This is a genomic window from Shewanella sp. 8A (assembly GCF_023475945.1).
GTDB classification, from domain to species: Bacteria; Pseudomonadota; Gammaproteobacteria; order Enterobacterales; family Shewanellaceae; genus Shewanella; species Shewanella xiamenensis.
The window spans coordinates 166,799-179,523 of the sequence record NZ_JAMDJP010000006.1 but is presented as its reverse complement, the minus strand read 5'-3'; the positions used below and the strand labels follow the sequence as shown (position 1 = coordinate 179,523).

Annotated in this window: 15 protein-coding genes; 8 read left to right on the top strand and 7 right to left on the bottom strand. The window is 46.9% G+C overall.

Annotated elements, in window-relative coordinates:
* Nucleotides 1–58: 58 nt before the first annotated feature.
* From aroK to M0413_RS06820, 4 genes are read left to right on the top strand one after another with little or no spacing between them, the layout of a single operon-like run.
* On the top strand, nucleotides 59–574 hold the full coding sequence (aroK, locus tag M0413_RS06835; RefSeq protein WP_037424170.1) for a shikimate kinase AroK: 516 nt from the start codon (nucleotides 59–61) through the stop codon (nucleotides 572–574).
* A gap of 5 nt (nucleotides 575–579) precedes the next feature.
* On the top strand, nucleotides 580–1,659 hold the full coding sequence (gene aroB, locus M0413_RS06830) for a 3-dehydroquinate synthase (protein ID WP_037425156.1): 1,080 nt from the start codon (nucleotides 580–582) through the stop codon (nucleotides 1,657–1,659).
* Nucleotides 1,660–1,677: 18 nt separating this feature from the next.
* Nucleotides 1,678–3,081, top strand: a complete 1,404-nt coding sequence (locus M0413_RS06825; protein ID WP_249553575.1) for an AAA family ATPase — start codon at nucleotides 1,678–1,680, stop codon at nucleotides 3,079–3,081.
* A gap of 48 nt (nucleotides 3,082–3,129) precedes the next feature.
* Entirely contained in the window at nucleotides 3,130–3,969 is an 840-nt protein-coding gene (locus M0413_RS06820) for a Dam family site-specific DNA-(adenine-N6)-methyltransferase (RefSeq protein ID WP_037424184.1), read from the top strand.
* A gap of 35 nt (nucleotides 3,970–4,004) precedes the next feature.
* On the opposite strand, the gene M0413_RS06815 is transcribed toward M0413_RS06820, so the two are convergent.
* Together M0413_RS06815 and M0413_RS06810 are read right to left on the bottom strand one after the other, a co-directional pair.
* Nucleotides 4,005–4,190, bottom strand: a complete 186-nt coding sequence (locus M0413_RS06815) for a DUF2970 domain-containing protein (RefSeq protein WP_037424187.1) — start codon at nucleotides 4,188–4,190, stop codon at nucleotides 4,005–4,007.
* Nucleotides 4,190–4,555 (bottom strand): hypothetical protein, encoded by a 366-nt coding sequence (locus M0413_RS06810; RefSeq protein ID WP_037424190.1) that lies wholly within the window; start codon nucleotides 4,553–4,555, stop codon nucleotides 4,190–4,192. The genes M0413_RS06815 and M0413_RS06810 overlap by 1 nt, the downstream gene beginning before the upstream one ends.
* A 262-nt stretch (nucleotides 4,556–4,817) precedes the next feature.
* Between M0413_RS06810 and rpe the strand changes: the two genes are divergently transcribed.
* From rpe to trpS, 3 genes are read left to right on the top strand one after another with little or no spacing between them, the layout of a single operon-like run.
* Nucleotides 4,818–5,495 (top strand): ribulose-phosphate 3-epimerase, encoded by a 678-nt coding sequence (rpe, locus tag M0413_RS06805; RefSeq protein WP_037424193.1) that lies wholly within the window; start codon nucleotides 4,818–4,820, stop codon nucleotides 5,493–5,495.
* Nucleotides 5,495–6,178, top strand: a complete 684-nt coding sequence (locus tag M0413_RS06800) for a phosphoglycolate phosphatase (protein WP_249553573.1) — start codon at nucleotides 5,495–5,497, stop codon at nucleotides 6,176–6,178. Before rpe ends, M0413_RS06800 begins: the two co-directional genes overlap by 1 nt.
* 36 nt (nucleotides 6,179–6,214) lie before the next feature.
* Nucleotides 6,215–7,213 carry a tryptophan--tRNA ligase gene (trpS, locus tag M0413_RS06795; protein ID WP_011718615.1) on the top strand — a complete coding sequence of 333 codons (999 nt, stop codon included), beginning with the start codon at nucleotides 6,215–6,217 and terminating at the stop codon, nucleotides 7,211–7,213.
* 94 nt (nucleotides 7,214–7,307) lie between these two features.
* On the opposite strand, the gene M0413_RS06790 is transcribed toward trpS, so the two are convergent.
* Nucleotides 7,308–8,180 carry a LysR substrate-binding domain-containing protein gene (locus tag M0413_RS06790; protein ID WP_188870620.1) on the bottom strand — a complete coding sequence of 291 codons (873 nt, stop codon included), beginning with the start codon at nucleotides 8,178–8,180 and terminating at the stop codon, nucleotides 7,308–7,310.
* 119 nt (nucleotides 8,181–8,299) lie between these two features.
* On the opposite strand from M0413_RS06790, the gene M0413_RS06785 reads away from it, so the two are divergent.
* Nucleotides 8,300–9,223 (top strand): DMT family transporter, encoded by a 924-nt coding sequence (locus M0413_RS06785; protein WP_037425145.1) that lies wholly within the window; start codon nucleotides 8,300–8,302, stop codon nucleotides 9,221–9,223.
* 18 nt (nucleotides 9,224–9,241) lie between these two features.
* Here the strand turns inward: M0413_RS06785 and dolP are convergent, their stop codons facing one another.
* From dolP to M0413_RS06765, 4 genes are all read right to left on the bottom strand, one after another.
* Nucleotides 9,242–9,808: a division/outer membrane stress-associated lipid-binding lipoprotein gene (gene dolP, locus M0413_RS06780; RefSeq protein ID WP_037424203.1), complete on the bottom strand. Its 567-nt coding sequence runs from the start codon at nucleotides 9,806–9,808 to the stop codon at nucleotides 9,242–9,244.
* Nucleotides 9,805–10,398 carry a phosphoheptose isomerase gene (locus M0413_RS06775; protein WP_011070670.1) on the bottom strand — a complete coding sequence of 198 codons (594 nt, stop codon included), beginning with the start codon at nucleotides 10,396–10,398 and terminating at the stop codon, nucleotides 9,805–9,807. Before M0413_RS06775 ends, dolP begins: the two co-directional genes overlap by 4 nt.
* A gap of 106 nt (nucleotides 10,399–10,504) precedes the next feature.
* Nucleotides 10,505–10,831 carry a YraN family protein gene (locus M0413_RS06770; RefSeq protein ID WP_037425142.1) on the bottom strand — a complete coding sequence of 109 codons (327 nt, stop codon included), beginning with the start codon at nucleotides 10,829–10,831 and terminating at the stop codon, nucleotides 10,505–10,507.
* Nucleotides 10,828–12,708 (bottom strand): penicillin-binding protein activator, encoded by a 1,881-nt coding sequence (locus M0413_RS06765; RefSeq protein WP_037425139.1) that lies wholly within the window; start codon nucleotides 12,706–12,708, stop codon nucleotides 10,828–10,830. Before M0413_RS06765 ends, M0413_RS06770 begins: the two co-directional genes overlap by 4 nt.
* Between the last annotated feature and the right edge of the window lie 17 nt (nucleotides 12,709–12,725).

Genomic DNA, 12,725 nt, shown 5'->3' with positions numbered 1-12,725 from the left:
CGGCTTGATCATGAGTCGATATAGGCATACTTTTCATTAAGATTCAGACGTACAAGAAATGGCTGAAAAACGTAATATTTTTCTGGTAGGCCCAATGGGCGCAGGTAAAAGCACAATTGGTCGCCATCTGGCGCAAATGCTGCATTTAGAATTCCACGATTCAGATCAAGAGATTGAGCAACGCACTGGCGCTGATATTGCTTGGGTGTTTGATGTAGAAGGCGAAGAAGGTTTCCGCCGTCGTGAGGCTCAGGTTATTGCTGATCTGTCTGAAAAACAGGGTATTGTCCTTGCCACTGGTGGTGGTTCAGTTCAGAGCAAAGATATCCGTAATCATTTATCTGCTCGCGGTATTGTGGTTTATCTCGAAACCACTATCGACAAACAGGTTGCGCGAACTCAAAGAGACAAGCGTCGCCCATTACTGCAAGTAGATGATCCGCGAGAAGTATTAGAGAGCCTCGCAGAAATCCGTAACCCTCTGTACGAAGAAATTGCTGATGTGATCGTTAAAACTGATGATCAAAGTGCAAAGGTTGTTGCGAATCAAATCGTTGAGAAATTAGGTTTCTAGGCAGAATGACACAACAAATTCAGGTTAATTTAGGTGAACGTAGTTACCCCATTTACATTGGCCAGAGTTTGATGAGTGATAGCGAGACTTTGTCTCGCTATCTGCTGAAAAAACGTATCCTTATCGTCACCAATGAAACCGTCGCGCCCTTGTATCTAAACCAGGTTCAAGACACGATGGCTTCGTTTGGTGAGGTATCTAGTGTCATCCTTCCCGATGGCGAACAATTTAAAGATTTAACGCATTTAGATGCTATTTTTTCGGCTTTACTGCAACGTAATTATGGCCGAGATTCTGTGTTGGTTGCCCTCGGTGGAGGGGTGATTGGTGATATGACGGGGTTTGCCGCGGCATGTTATCAACGTGGTATCGATTTTATTCAAATCCCTACAACGCTTTTATCCCAAGTGGATTCTTCGGTTGGCGGCAAAACGGCGGTCAATCATCCTTTGGGTAAAAATATGATAGGGGCTTTTTATCAGCCACAAATTGTCATTATTGATACTGACTGTTTAAAGACCTTGCCGGCGCGTGAGTTTGCTGCGGGGATGGCGGAAGTTATTAAATATGGCATTATGTGGGATGCTGAGTTTTTTCAATGGCTTGAGCATAATGTTCAAGCACTAAAAAGCTTAGACACTCAAGCCTTAGTCTATGTGATTTCCCGCTGCTGCGAAATTAAAGCTGATGTGGTCAGCCAAGATGAAACAGAGCAGGGCGTGCGCGCGCTTTTGAATCTTGGGCATACCTTTGGTCATGCTATTGAGGCTGAGATGGGCTATGGTAACTGGTTGCACGGTGAGGCCGTTGCGGCTGGCACAGTCCTTGCTGCTCAAACCGCTAAGTCTTTAGGATTGGTTGATGAGTCAATTGTCCGTCGTATTGTGCAATTGTTTCAAGCCTTCGATCTTCCTGTAAAAGCGCCGGAATCAATGGATTTCGACAGTTTTATTCAACATATGCGTCGCGATAAGAAAGTGTTAGGCGGTCAGATCCGGCTGGTACTTCCAACGGCCATTGGTCGAGCGGAAGTATTTAGTCAAGTCTCTGAATCTACCCTAGAACAGGTTATCTGCTGCGCATAAACCTTGTGTGGTGGATGAGTGACATTTCAGGGGCAAGTCTTGCTTCCCTCACAGGAAGCCCTCATACAAAGATTGCATCATGTTGCCAGTTATAGCGACCAATTGCTGGTGCTTGTTGGCGGCCAAGGTTCGGGCAAGACAACGCTGCTCACTGCATTAGCTACCGATTTTGATGATTCAAATGCGGCGCTGGTTATTTGTCCCATGCATGCCGATAACGCTGAGATTCGTCGCAAGATTTTAGTGCAGTTGATGTCATCCCCCATTTTTGATGATGAGATACCCCTAGCCGAAACTATTCTGCGTGTAGCTCAAAATCAAAGTAAACCGTTACATATCATCATCGATGATGCTCATTTGCTCTCAAAAGAGCTATGGGCAGAATGCATCATACTCAATCAAATTCAGTGTGCGGGACAGCGGATAGCTGTGACCTTGACGGTTCCTCCTGCATTTTTAGCCGATTTATTGCCACAATTACCCGATTCTCTCCGGCGGCAGATCCTGCCTATTAATATTGAACCGCTAAGTTTGCCTGAGCGGGAAGCACTGTATCAAACCTTGCTGCGATACAGTGACCAAAATCCATTTACTCCAAGAGACATTGTTCGCGCACAACTTGAAAAACAAACGGGTACTCCTCAGGAAGTTGTTACCTTGCTGGAACTGGCGCTACATGGCCAGAGTGAGAAGAAGTCAGCCTGGGTACAATATAAGCTAGCGTTGATTGGACTTTGCAGCTTGTTGATTACCATTTTGATTTGGTTTGGATTGGCTCAACCCTTTTCCGATGAGCCCGTGCTTGACGTGGTCACTTATCCCGCGTTGGATTCCGACGAGTTTTTAGCCCATGGTCAACGGATATTAACGCCCTATTTTAAACAACGTGAGGAGTCGTTAGCACAGTCTTTATTATTGCAAGCGGCGCAGCAAGCTGATCCTTTGGCGGGATTTCATGGTGAGACTCCAGCCGAGAATGAGTCCGCCATAACACAACCGATTGATGAAGCCACAAGTAAGGCCGAAAACAATGTTGTGACTGCTAGTAACAATACATCACATGAAGATATCGCTAAGAACGATAACGTTCATCCAGCGAAGAACATCACGGCTGCATCAATAACTAATGTAAAAACTCGGCCAATGTCCGGTTATACCATCCAAATAGCTACAGTCTCCCAGCGTGACACAGTCGAGTCGCTGTTGAAAAAACTGCATTCTGTGCCGGATATTCGAGTCGCTAAATACAAACAATTTTGGGTGGTGCTGGTGGGGCAGTTTAGCGACAGTCAATCGGCGCAACAGGCTGCCGCAGAATTGGTCAAACAATATCGTTTGAGTCAACCCATGATAAAAAAATGGGCTGAGTTAGGTGGTTATCAATTACAAGATGCGCTTCCAAGCGGTGAAATTTCAGAATAAACAGAGTACAATCATGGCCTTTATTTTTGTCGGCATTCATCAAGTTAAATGATCAAAAAACATAGAGCCTTCCTGAAATGGGCTGGCGGAAAATTTAAATTGGTGGATGAGCTCTCGAACTATTTGCCCACGGGTGAGCGTTTAGTTGAGCCCTTTGTTGGCGCAGGTTCGGTATTTTTAAATACTGACTATCCCAGCTATTTACTCTGCGATATCAATCAAGACCTGATAAATCTCTACAACATAGTCAAAGAAAGGCCCTTGGAGTACATTGCGGCTGCTAAGAAGCTATTTGTCGATGAGATGAATCAGAAGGAAGCCTACTATCGCGTGCGTACAGACTTTAATAAATCTCGCGATCCTTTCCTGCGTTCGGTTTATTTTCTGTACTTGAATCGTCATGGTTTTAATGGCTTGTGCCGTTATAACCGCAAAGGCGGCTTTAATGTACCCTTTGGCTCCTACAAGAAGCCTTATTTCCCCGAAAAGGAAATTTTGGCCTTTTCAAAGAAAGCGCAACGCGCCGAATTTAAGTGCATTGGCTATGAAAAAGCCTTTGAACAAATCCGAATTGGTGATGTGATTTATTGTGATCCACCCTATGCGCCATTATCCTCCACGGCGAGTTTTACTACCTATGTCGGTGCAGGCTTTAGCTTAGATGATCAGGCGTTGCTCGCGCGTTATTCGCGGCATATGGCTCTTGAACAGCGCATTCCTGTTGTGATTAGCAACCATGATATTCCGCTGACGCGAGAACTGTATCGCGGCGCGCATCTCGCTAAGATCCAAGTGCAACGCAACATTAGCCAAAATGGTAGTGGCCGCAATAAAGTTGACGAGTTGATTGCTTTATACGATGAGACTTACGATCCGCAGGATGACTAATTACTGATGACGGAAGGTTTGAGTTATTTGCTTATTTAGCTAACGACTTGGCTAACCAGCAAAATAAGGCTGGCAACTAAGGCTATCGCTAACACGATTCCCATCAAAATGTACGGTAATGGTGAATTGGTCTGGAAGTCTTTTTGGCGATTTTTATCTGACTGCACCCCAAAGAAGGCGGCTATCGTACTGTGAAAGACTTGCCAGATCCGACTTAGCATCAATAGGACTGTTGTGAATTGGCAGGTTTCATGTCATCGATAGGTTTATCTTGATGACCATGGAGCAGTTCAAGCAAGTCGACAAAATGGAACTGGCTAGAGCGATTTTTGCCAGTAAGCCAAGTCTTCCAACTTAAAGTTTGCGCTTGTTCGGCACAACGGTTATTCGGATGGCTGCTAGGTAAGCTATTGTTGTAACGAGTATCACTACTGCAAGCGCAGGCGGAGGTATCGTTACTTGCGGTCAGTTTTTCGACACCAAAGGCTAAGGAGGCGACTACCACTGCGGTAAATGCCAACATCATCGACGACTTAAATGTCACCGAGCCTAAAATGTGTGAAAACTGTGTTAACCGCCCTTTCATGATACTTCCCTTGAAATCATTAAATGATCCACGCTAGCTGCCCGAGTATAACAAACTCGCTTAGTTTATGAACAATAATTTATCAATCTTCACTAAAATCTTTCTAACGCTTCAGCTTCTCCTAGGACTTACCGTAGGTTGTGAGTACTGGAATTGAGCTTCTATCTGGTTTCAATCGCGATAAATGTGGCATTTGCTATAGAGGCATGGTCTAGCTAAGGGTAAAATAAGGCACTTTTTGTTCAATAGCAGCGAGTGTCCTATGCGCCCATTTTTAATTGCTCCATCGATTTTATCCGCCGATTTCGCCCGTTTAGGGGATGACGTTAAAGCCGTGTTAGATGCAGGGGCTGACGTAGTGCATTTTGATGTGATGGATAACCACTATGTGCCGAACTTAACCATTGGTCCTATGGTGTGTAAAGCGTTACGCGACTATGGCATTACGGCCGAGATCGACGTGCATTTAATGGTTAAGCCTGTTGATCGTATCGTGCCTGATTTTGCTAAGGCTGGCGCGTCTATTATTACTTTCCATCCCGAAGCCTCTGAGCATATCGATCGTACTTTGCAACTGATTAAAGAGTCCGGTTGTAAGGCAGGTTTAGTGTTTAACCCTGCAACACCGCTGCATTATCTTGACCATGTGATGGATAAGTTAGATGTGATCCTGCTGATGTCGGTCAACCCAGGCTTTGGTGGCCAATCCTTTATTCCTTCGACCTTAGATAAATTACGCCAAGTGCGTGAGCGTATCGATGCGAGCGGTTTTGATATTCGCTTAGAGGTCGATGGTGGCGTAAAAGTGGATAACATTGCCGAAATTGCTGCCGCAGGTGCCGATATGTTTGTCGCTGGGTCGGCTATTTTTAGTCAGCCAGACTATAAAGCCGTTGTCGATGAAATGCGTGCCGAGTTAGCGAAAGTCGAGGCCAAATAATGCGAGAACAGATTAAGGCGATTGCCTTTGATCTCGACGGCACACTGATTGACAGTGTGCCTGATCTGGCAGTTGCGACCCAGGCGGCACTCGCCGAGTTAGGTTTGGCAACGTGTACCGAGGCACAGGTGAGAACTTGGGTGGGTAATGGCGCCGAAATGCTTATGCGCCGTGCCATGAGCCACGCTTTAGGCACCGCTGTTGAGCAAACGGTATTAGATGCGGCTATGCCGATTTTTATGCATCACTATCAAGAAAATCTTGAGAAGCACAGCGCACTTTATGCCGATGTGCACCAAGTGCTACAAACTCTGTTTGACGCAGGATTTAAGCTAGCAGTGGTGACAAACAAACCCTACCGCTTTACTTTGCCGCTGCTTGAGGCCTTTAAGATTAATGATTTCTTTAGCTTAGTGCTTGGCGGCGATTCGCTGGCGAAGATGAAGCCGGATCCATTACCGCTAGAGCATTTATTAGCGCAATGGCAACTCGATAAAAGTGAGTTGTTGATGGTGGGCGATTCTAAAAATGACATTTTAGCGGCGAAAGCAGCAGGTGTTGCATCAATCGGCTTGACCTATGGCTACAACTACGGTGAAGATATTGGGCTCACTGGCCCTGACGCGGTGTGCGAGCAGTTTGCCGAGATCCTTAGCTGGCTAAATGTCGGCCAGGCAGTTTAATCGATTCTTTTTATCTTTATTTGGAGCAATGACGTAATGACCAAACCCATAGTACTCAGCGGTGCACAGCCGTCCGGCGAATTAACCATAGGTAACTACATGGGTGCATTGCGTCAATGGGTTGCCATGCAAGATAGCCACGACTGCCTTTATTGCGTGGTGGACTTGCATGCCATTACCGTGCGCCAAGATCCTCAAGCATTGCGTGAAGCCTGCTTAGATACACTTGCACTGTATTTAGCCTGTGGTGTCGATCCAAAGAAGAGCACGGTATTTATCCAATCTCAAGTGCCGCAGCACACTCAGCTGGGTTGGGCGTTAAATTGCTATACCCAAATGGGTGAGCTGAGCCGTATGACGCAGTTTAAGGATAAGTCACAAAAGCACGCCAACAATATTAACGTCGGTCTGTTTGGTTATCCTGTACTGATGGCGGCGGATATTCTGCTGTATCAAGCGAATGAAATTCCAGTTGGTCAAGATCAGAAGCAACATCTTGAGTTAACACGTGATATCGCCACTCGCTTTAACAACGCTTACGGCGAGACATTTACCATTCCTGAGCCTTTTATTCCTGAGCATGGCGCTAAGGTGATGTCGCTTCAGGATCCGCTGAAGAAGATGTCTAAGTCGGACGACAACCGTAACAACGTAATTGGTTTGCTTGAAGATCCAAAAGCGGTCATGAAAAAGCTGAAAAAAGCCATGACCGACAGTGATGAGCCGCCAGTCGTGCGTTTCGATATGGAAAACAAGCCTGGTGTATCTAACCTGTTGAGCTTAATGTCGGGTATCACAGGCCAGAGCATTGCCAGCCTCGAAGCCGAGTTTGAAGGCAAGATGTATGGCCACTTAAAAGGTGCCGCGGGTGAAGCGGTCGTGGGCATGTTAGAGCCGCTGCAAGAGCGTTACCGTGCGCTGCGTGCCGACCGTGCTTACCTCGACCAAGTGATGAGAGCGGGCGCCGAAAATGCCCAGGCTCGCGCCGAAGTGACGCTGAAAAAGGTGTACGAGAAGATTGGTTTGTTAGTGTAATTTGACCTAAAAAGCGCATTACATAACACTCGATTAAGCCGACCCATTCTTAGGTCGGCTTTTTTATGTCTGTTATTCATTGGGCTGTTAAGTGTTAGGCCTGTGATTTCAGCCAAGAGGAAAAGGCGGCAATCGCGGGTTCAGCTAGACGGCGCTGCTTACAGATAAAACTAAACTCAAAGCCCGTATGGACATCGGGTAGATTTACCGCTACCAGTCGTCCGGTGCTGATATCGCCGGCCACCATAAAATCAGGGGCGAGGGCGATACCTTGTCCGGCAATCGCCGCCTCAATTGCCATCACTATGTGGCTAAAAATATGTTGTTGCTCGTTGTTCAGGGGGATTTTATGCGCCGATGACCACTTATGCCAATCGAGTCCAAGTGGGCCTTCATCCACAATCAGTAATGCTTGTTGCTGAAAATTGCCCAAGTTAATCTCGCGCCATTTAGGATAAAGGCTAGGGCTACATACGGGGATCAGGCGTTCCTTGTGCAGTAATTGTTGCCAATAACCCCGTTGATTGAGTTTGCCTGCGATAAAGATATCGGCCGTGCTGGTGCTGAGATCGGGGTCTTGAGTGATCATCTCGAGGCGAATTTTAACGCTGGGATATTGGCGCCGAAAATCCGCTAACCTTGGGATCAACCATTTCACCGCAAATGAGCTGTATACCGCCAAACAGAGTTGTTGATTTGGGGTGTCGCGGATTTTGAGATTAAGATCGCTTAACTCATTAAAAATTCTTTCTAACTCAATAAATAAGCTCTGGCCTTTGGGCGTGAGCTGTAGTTTACGTCCCTGACGATCAAAAAGTTGTTCACCAAAGTACTCCTCCAATACACGCACTTGGTGTGAAACCGCGCTTTGGGTAATGCAAAGCTCGGCGGCAGCCTTGGAAAAATGCTGTTGCCTCGCGGCAGTTTCAAATACTTGCAGCGCACGTAAGGGTGGAAGCTTTCTCATGATTTTCAAAGTCTAAACGATTTAGTATGAATTTAATTCATCTAGCATGAGAAAGCATCATTTCAGCTTAAGTTTTGCGGGGATTATCATGCCAGCATTGAGATTTACGGATAGTTAAAATGCAGCGCCCTGTTGTTATCGGTTTGATTTTATTGATAGTGGGTAATCTATTTAGTGCTTTTTACGATGTATCGATCAAATGGTTGCCAGAAGATGCTAATGCAGCCACTTTTCTACTCGTGAGACAAATCACTTCAGTACTCATGTTAACCCCGATTTGGTTGTACTCGCAGCGACCGCAGACGGAATATATTTCGGTTCACCTTTGGCGTGCCAACATAGGCTCGGTTGGCGCGCTTTTTTTAATTATTGGATTGATGGCATTGCCTTTAGCCACAGTCAGTTCCCTGTTTTATTCTGCCCCCCTGATGATTATTTTGATGGGATACTGGTTTTTAAAGGAGCGGATTACCACAGGGCAGGTGATATGCACACTGTTAGGCTTTGTGGGGATCTTAATTATCCTCAGGCCGAGCGAGATGAACTGGTTTGGATTAGCGGTGTTATTTTCAGCATTTACTTTTGCTATCAATCAGTTGATGCTTAAAAAAGTGCCTAATACTGAGCATCCGGTATTAACCTTAATGCTCTATAACTTGCTGGGAATCCCCGCGACCTTAGTCATTGCGGCCTTTCAGGGGCTGGAGGGACTGAGCTGGGAATTGCTCGCGGTTGCACTACTTAGTAATGCCTTTTTACTGATTTATCATTGGTTATGTGTACTGGCTTACCGTAAAGCGCAGGCGAGTGATATTGCGATTGCCGAATATACTGGTTTGTTATTTATCGTCTTATTAGGCTGGCTGCTGTTTGATGAATGGCTGGATAGCTTAAGTTGGCTGGGTGCCGCTTTGATTGTGCTGCCTTCGCTGTTTTTACCTTGGATAGGAGCGTTGGTGGAGAAGTCACCCAAGATGATGGATAACATACAGGTGAAGTCTTTAGGAATTGATACCGCGGTAAAAGGCGAGCCTAAACTTTAAGTGTTTAGGCTCAATCGGTTATTCGATATATTCGAAAACCTTAACGACTTTGCGTACACCAGCAGTATGACGGGCAATGTCAACAGCAAGCTCTGCCTGTGAGCGGTGGATCAGCCCTAGCAGGAAGACTTCACCGTTTTCAGTGATCACTTTAATTCGGGTCACATCCAATTCTTTCTCGTTGAGCATCCGTCCCTTCACTTTGGTTGTTACCCAAGTGTCGTTACTGCGAGTCGTGAAAGACGTTGGATTACCGATGCGGATCTGGTTGTGGATTTTACCGCCCAGCTTAAGGTCTTGTACGACCTTAACCGCTTTATCCCTCAACATCGAGTTGGGGGCTTGGCCTATCATCAGCACATTACCGTTTACCGATACACCCGTGATATTGGTTTGTTTCTTAAGATCTTCATGCTCAAGTAGCGCACTGGTGATCTTAAAATCAGTATTAGTATCATCGAGCTGCGTTTTTACCGAACGCTCATCGTTGGCCATCATGGCGCCGCTGACTGCGCCCACCATAACGGCACCGGCGCAACCTTGCAGTAGCATGCAAACCATTAACAGTGGGGCAGCATATCTCATTGCTGTTCGTCCTGTGGGAAGAGTGTGCGGTCGATATTGTCACACAGGCAATGGATCACCAGTAAGTGCACTTCTTGAATACGTGCCGTCACGTTCGAAGGAACGCGAATTTCGACGTCACCCACGCTGAGTAATCCCGCCATCGCGCCGCCGTCTTTACCGGTTAAGGCTACGATAGTCATATCGCGACTCAGTGCCGCTTCCATCGCTTTAATCACGTTACCAGAGTTACCGCTGGTGGAAATGGCTAACAGGATGTCGCCAGGCTGACCTAAGGCTAAGATTTGCTTTGAGAAAATCTCATCGTAGCTGTAATCGTTAGCAATTGCCGTGATAGTCGATGTGTCTGTCGACAGGGCAATGGCTGGCAGTGGTGGACGTTCAATCTCATAGCGGTTTAATAGCTCGGCCGAGAAGTGCTGAGCATCACCGGCACTACCACCGTTACCGCAGGCAAGAATTTTATTGCCACCCAAAAGACATTGCACCATCATCTCCGCCGCTTTGGCGATGGATTCTGGCAGTGCTTCGGCTGCATCGATTTTAGTCTGGATAGATTCAGTAAAGCTGTCTTTAATGCGTTCTAACATGGATACATCCTTTCAGGATAAAGTGTGGCTATGATGCCATATTTCCACGGTGGAGTTGAGGCATAAGCGTTAAAAATTATTCGATTAGCTGAGTCGAGAGCCTCGTTTAAAAGGCATCGACCAGCCATTGGATCTGCGTATCTTCGATGGCGACAACGTCGAATCGGCAGGGTACATCCAATTTATGGCTCTGTAAATAATGGCTGGCCGCCATGCGGATCCTGCCGATTTGTGCTTTGCTAAGTGCTTGTATTGCGCCGCCAAATTGATTTGCTGAGCGGTATTTTACTTCAACAAATACCCAGTATTTTTTGTGGCGCATGATTAAGTCTATTTCACCAAAGGGATAGCGGACATTACGCTCAACAAAGGTCAAACCTTGTTGTTCAAGGTAACCTTGGGCGAGCGACTCTGCCTGCTGTCCGAGTGTCATAGTTGGCGGAAACTGCCTCTTTGATAGCGTCCCCAGCTTAATTGGCGGTTAATTACGCCATCGGGATTGACCGATAACACGCCGCTACGACCATTGAACTGGTAACCGGTAAATGAGCGCATTTGTGCGAGTTTGCTGATCAAATCCATCGCATCATAACCCATCACAAATAAGCGTTTTTGGCCGTTGTTCCAGCCGGGCCATAAGGTATTAACCATCAGGTTTTCTTCGCCATTTTGCATCAACCAAGGTGCGTCACTGAGAGTGAGGTTATTTAAATCCTGTGCAGTTTGGCTCGATTCATTATCGATACGGCTACGGCTCGAGGTGTACAACGGCACGGGCTGAGTAAAGACGCTAAAGGTGACATCGATAAAGGCCTTGAGCAGGGTTAACTCCTGCGGCGTCGAGATCATATAGATGGCATCTATATCTTGGCGCGAGCGAAAATCGGCCTGTACTGAATTGCCCAGTAGTTCCTTGATGCGCGCAATACGGGCTTGGCTATCGCGAACGCCGAGCGCATCTTGCACCGTGGTTTTCATCTTATCGCCACTGTCGTAGTAATAGACTTCGATGGGCGTATCGCTTTTCTTTTTCCAGGCTTGAATAAAGCTCTCGGCCATACGTTTGCCGATAGCATCGTTGCTGGCGAGTAGCAGCGGCATAGTTACGCCATCTTGATACATGCGTATTGCAGCATCGGCTGCTTCTTGTGCTGGCGATAATGCAAAGTAAAACTTATTAGCATCAGCGACAAACTTGTCTGTTTGATTTAAAAACAGTTGCGGGATCGGCGCGCTTGCCGCAACAGGTGTTGCTGGCGTGCCAGTGGTGTTGGTTGCCGCAGTACCAGTGTTTAATGCCAATAATTGATCGATTTCATTTGGCAGTAGCGGGCCAATAATAAACTCAGCGCCTGCATTTACCGCTTGCTGATAGGCGGAAACGGCATCGTTAGCGGTATCGTAAAAATTCACCGAGACTTGCTCATTCGGTTTGGCTAAATAACTGGCCAAAATGCCTTGGCGAATCGCATTGGCGGCAGTGGCGCGCTGGCCTGTGAGCGGCAAGAGTACAGCGATATTTTTTGGGGTATAAGGTTTGGCGTTTAACGCTTGATCTAAATCCGCAGGCAACTTCGCCGCCGCAGGATGATAAGGGTTTTGTTTTTGCCAGTCGCCTAAATAACGGACCAGTTGGTTGGGATCGACCGCATAATGCTTAGCGATATACGCCAGTTGTAACCAACCTGCAAAAACAGGGCTTTTGGCATCTTTGGTGAATGCGAGCAAGGTTTGCTCGTGCATCGGTTGCAACACTTGCCAGATCTGATTATTGACTTCATTCGCCTCGGCGGGAGGTAAATAGGTGGTCAATAAACTTAATTCGCGCACCTGTTCGATAGGCTGTTTATTCTGTTGGAATAAATGCGCTCTTAATTGATGATACGCTGCCATTTGCCAGCCGGGTAATACCCAAGTGCTTGGGTAAGTTAGCGTTTTCAGAGCATCAAGCGGCGTCGATGTATGCTCTAGCACCCGCGCAGTCAGGTATTTATGTTCAGCCACTAGCGTCGGGACCTGAGTCAGGCTTGGCAGCATCGACTTGAGCAGCTTTTGCGCCGCCGCATAGTCGTTCGCATTGATATGCGCATGCGCCGCCAGCAGCAGGTAAGTATCACGTTGCTGAGGATCTTTGCTATTAGCGGCCTGTGCTAAATACACATTTGGCGCCAATGGAGCAGAGGCTAATGAGGTGGCCACGGTGGGCGCTGTACTGGTAGAGCTGCTGGGCGCTTGACTGCCGCAACCCGCCAATACTGCGGATAAAATGGCCACGGAAACTAACTTAGTTGTATTCAGGCTTTTTAACACTGGGCTTCACTCTGGTA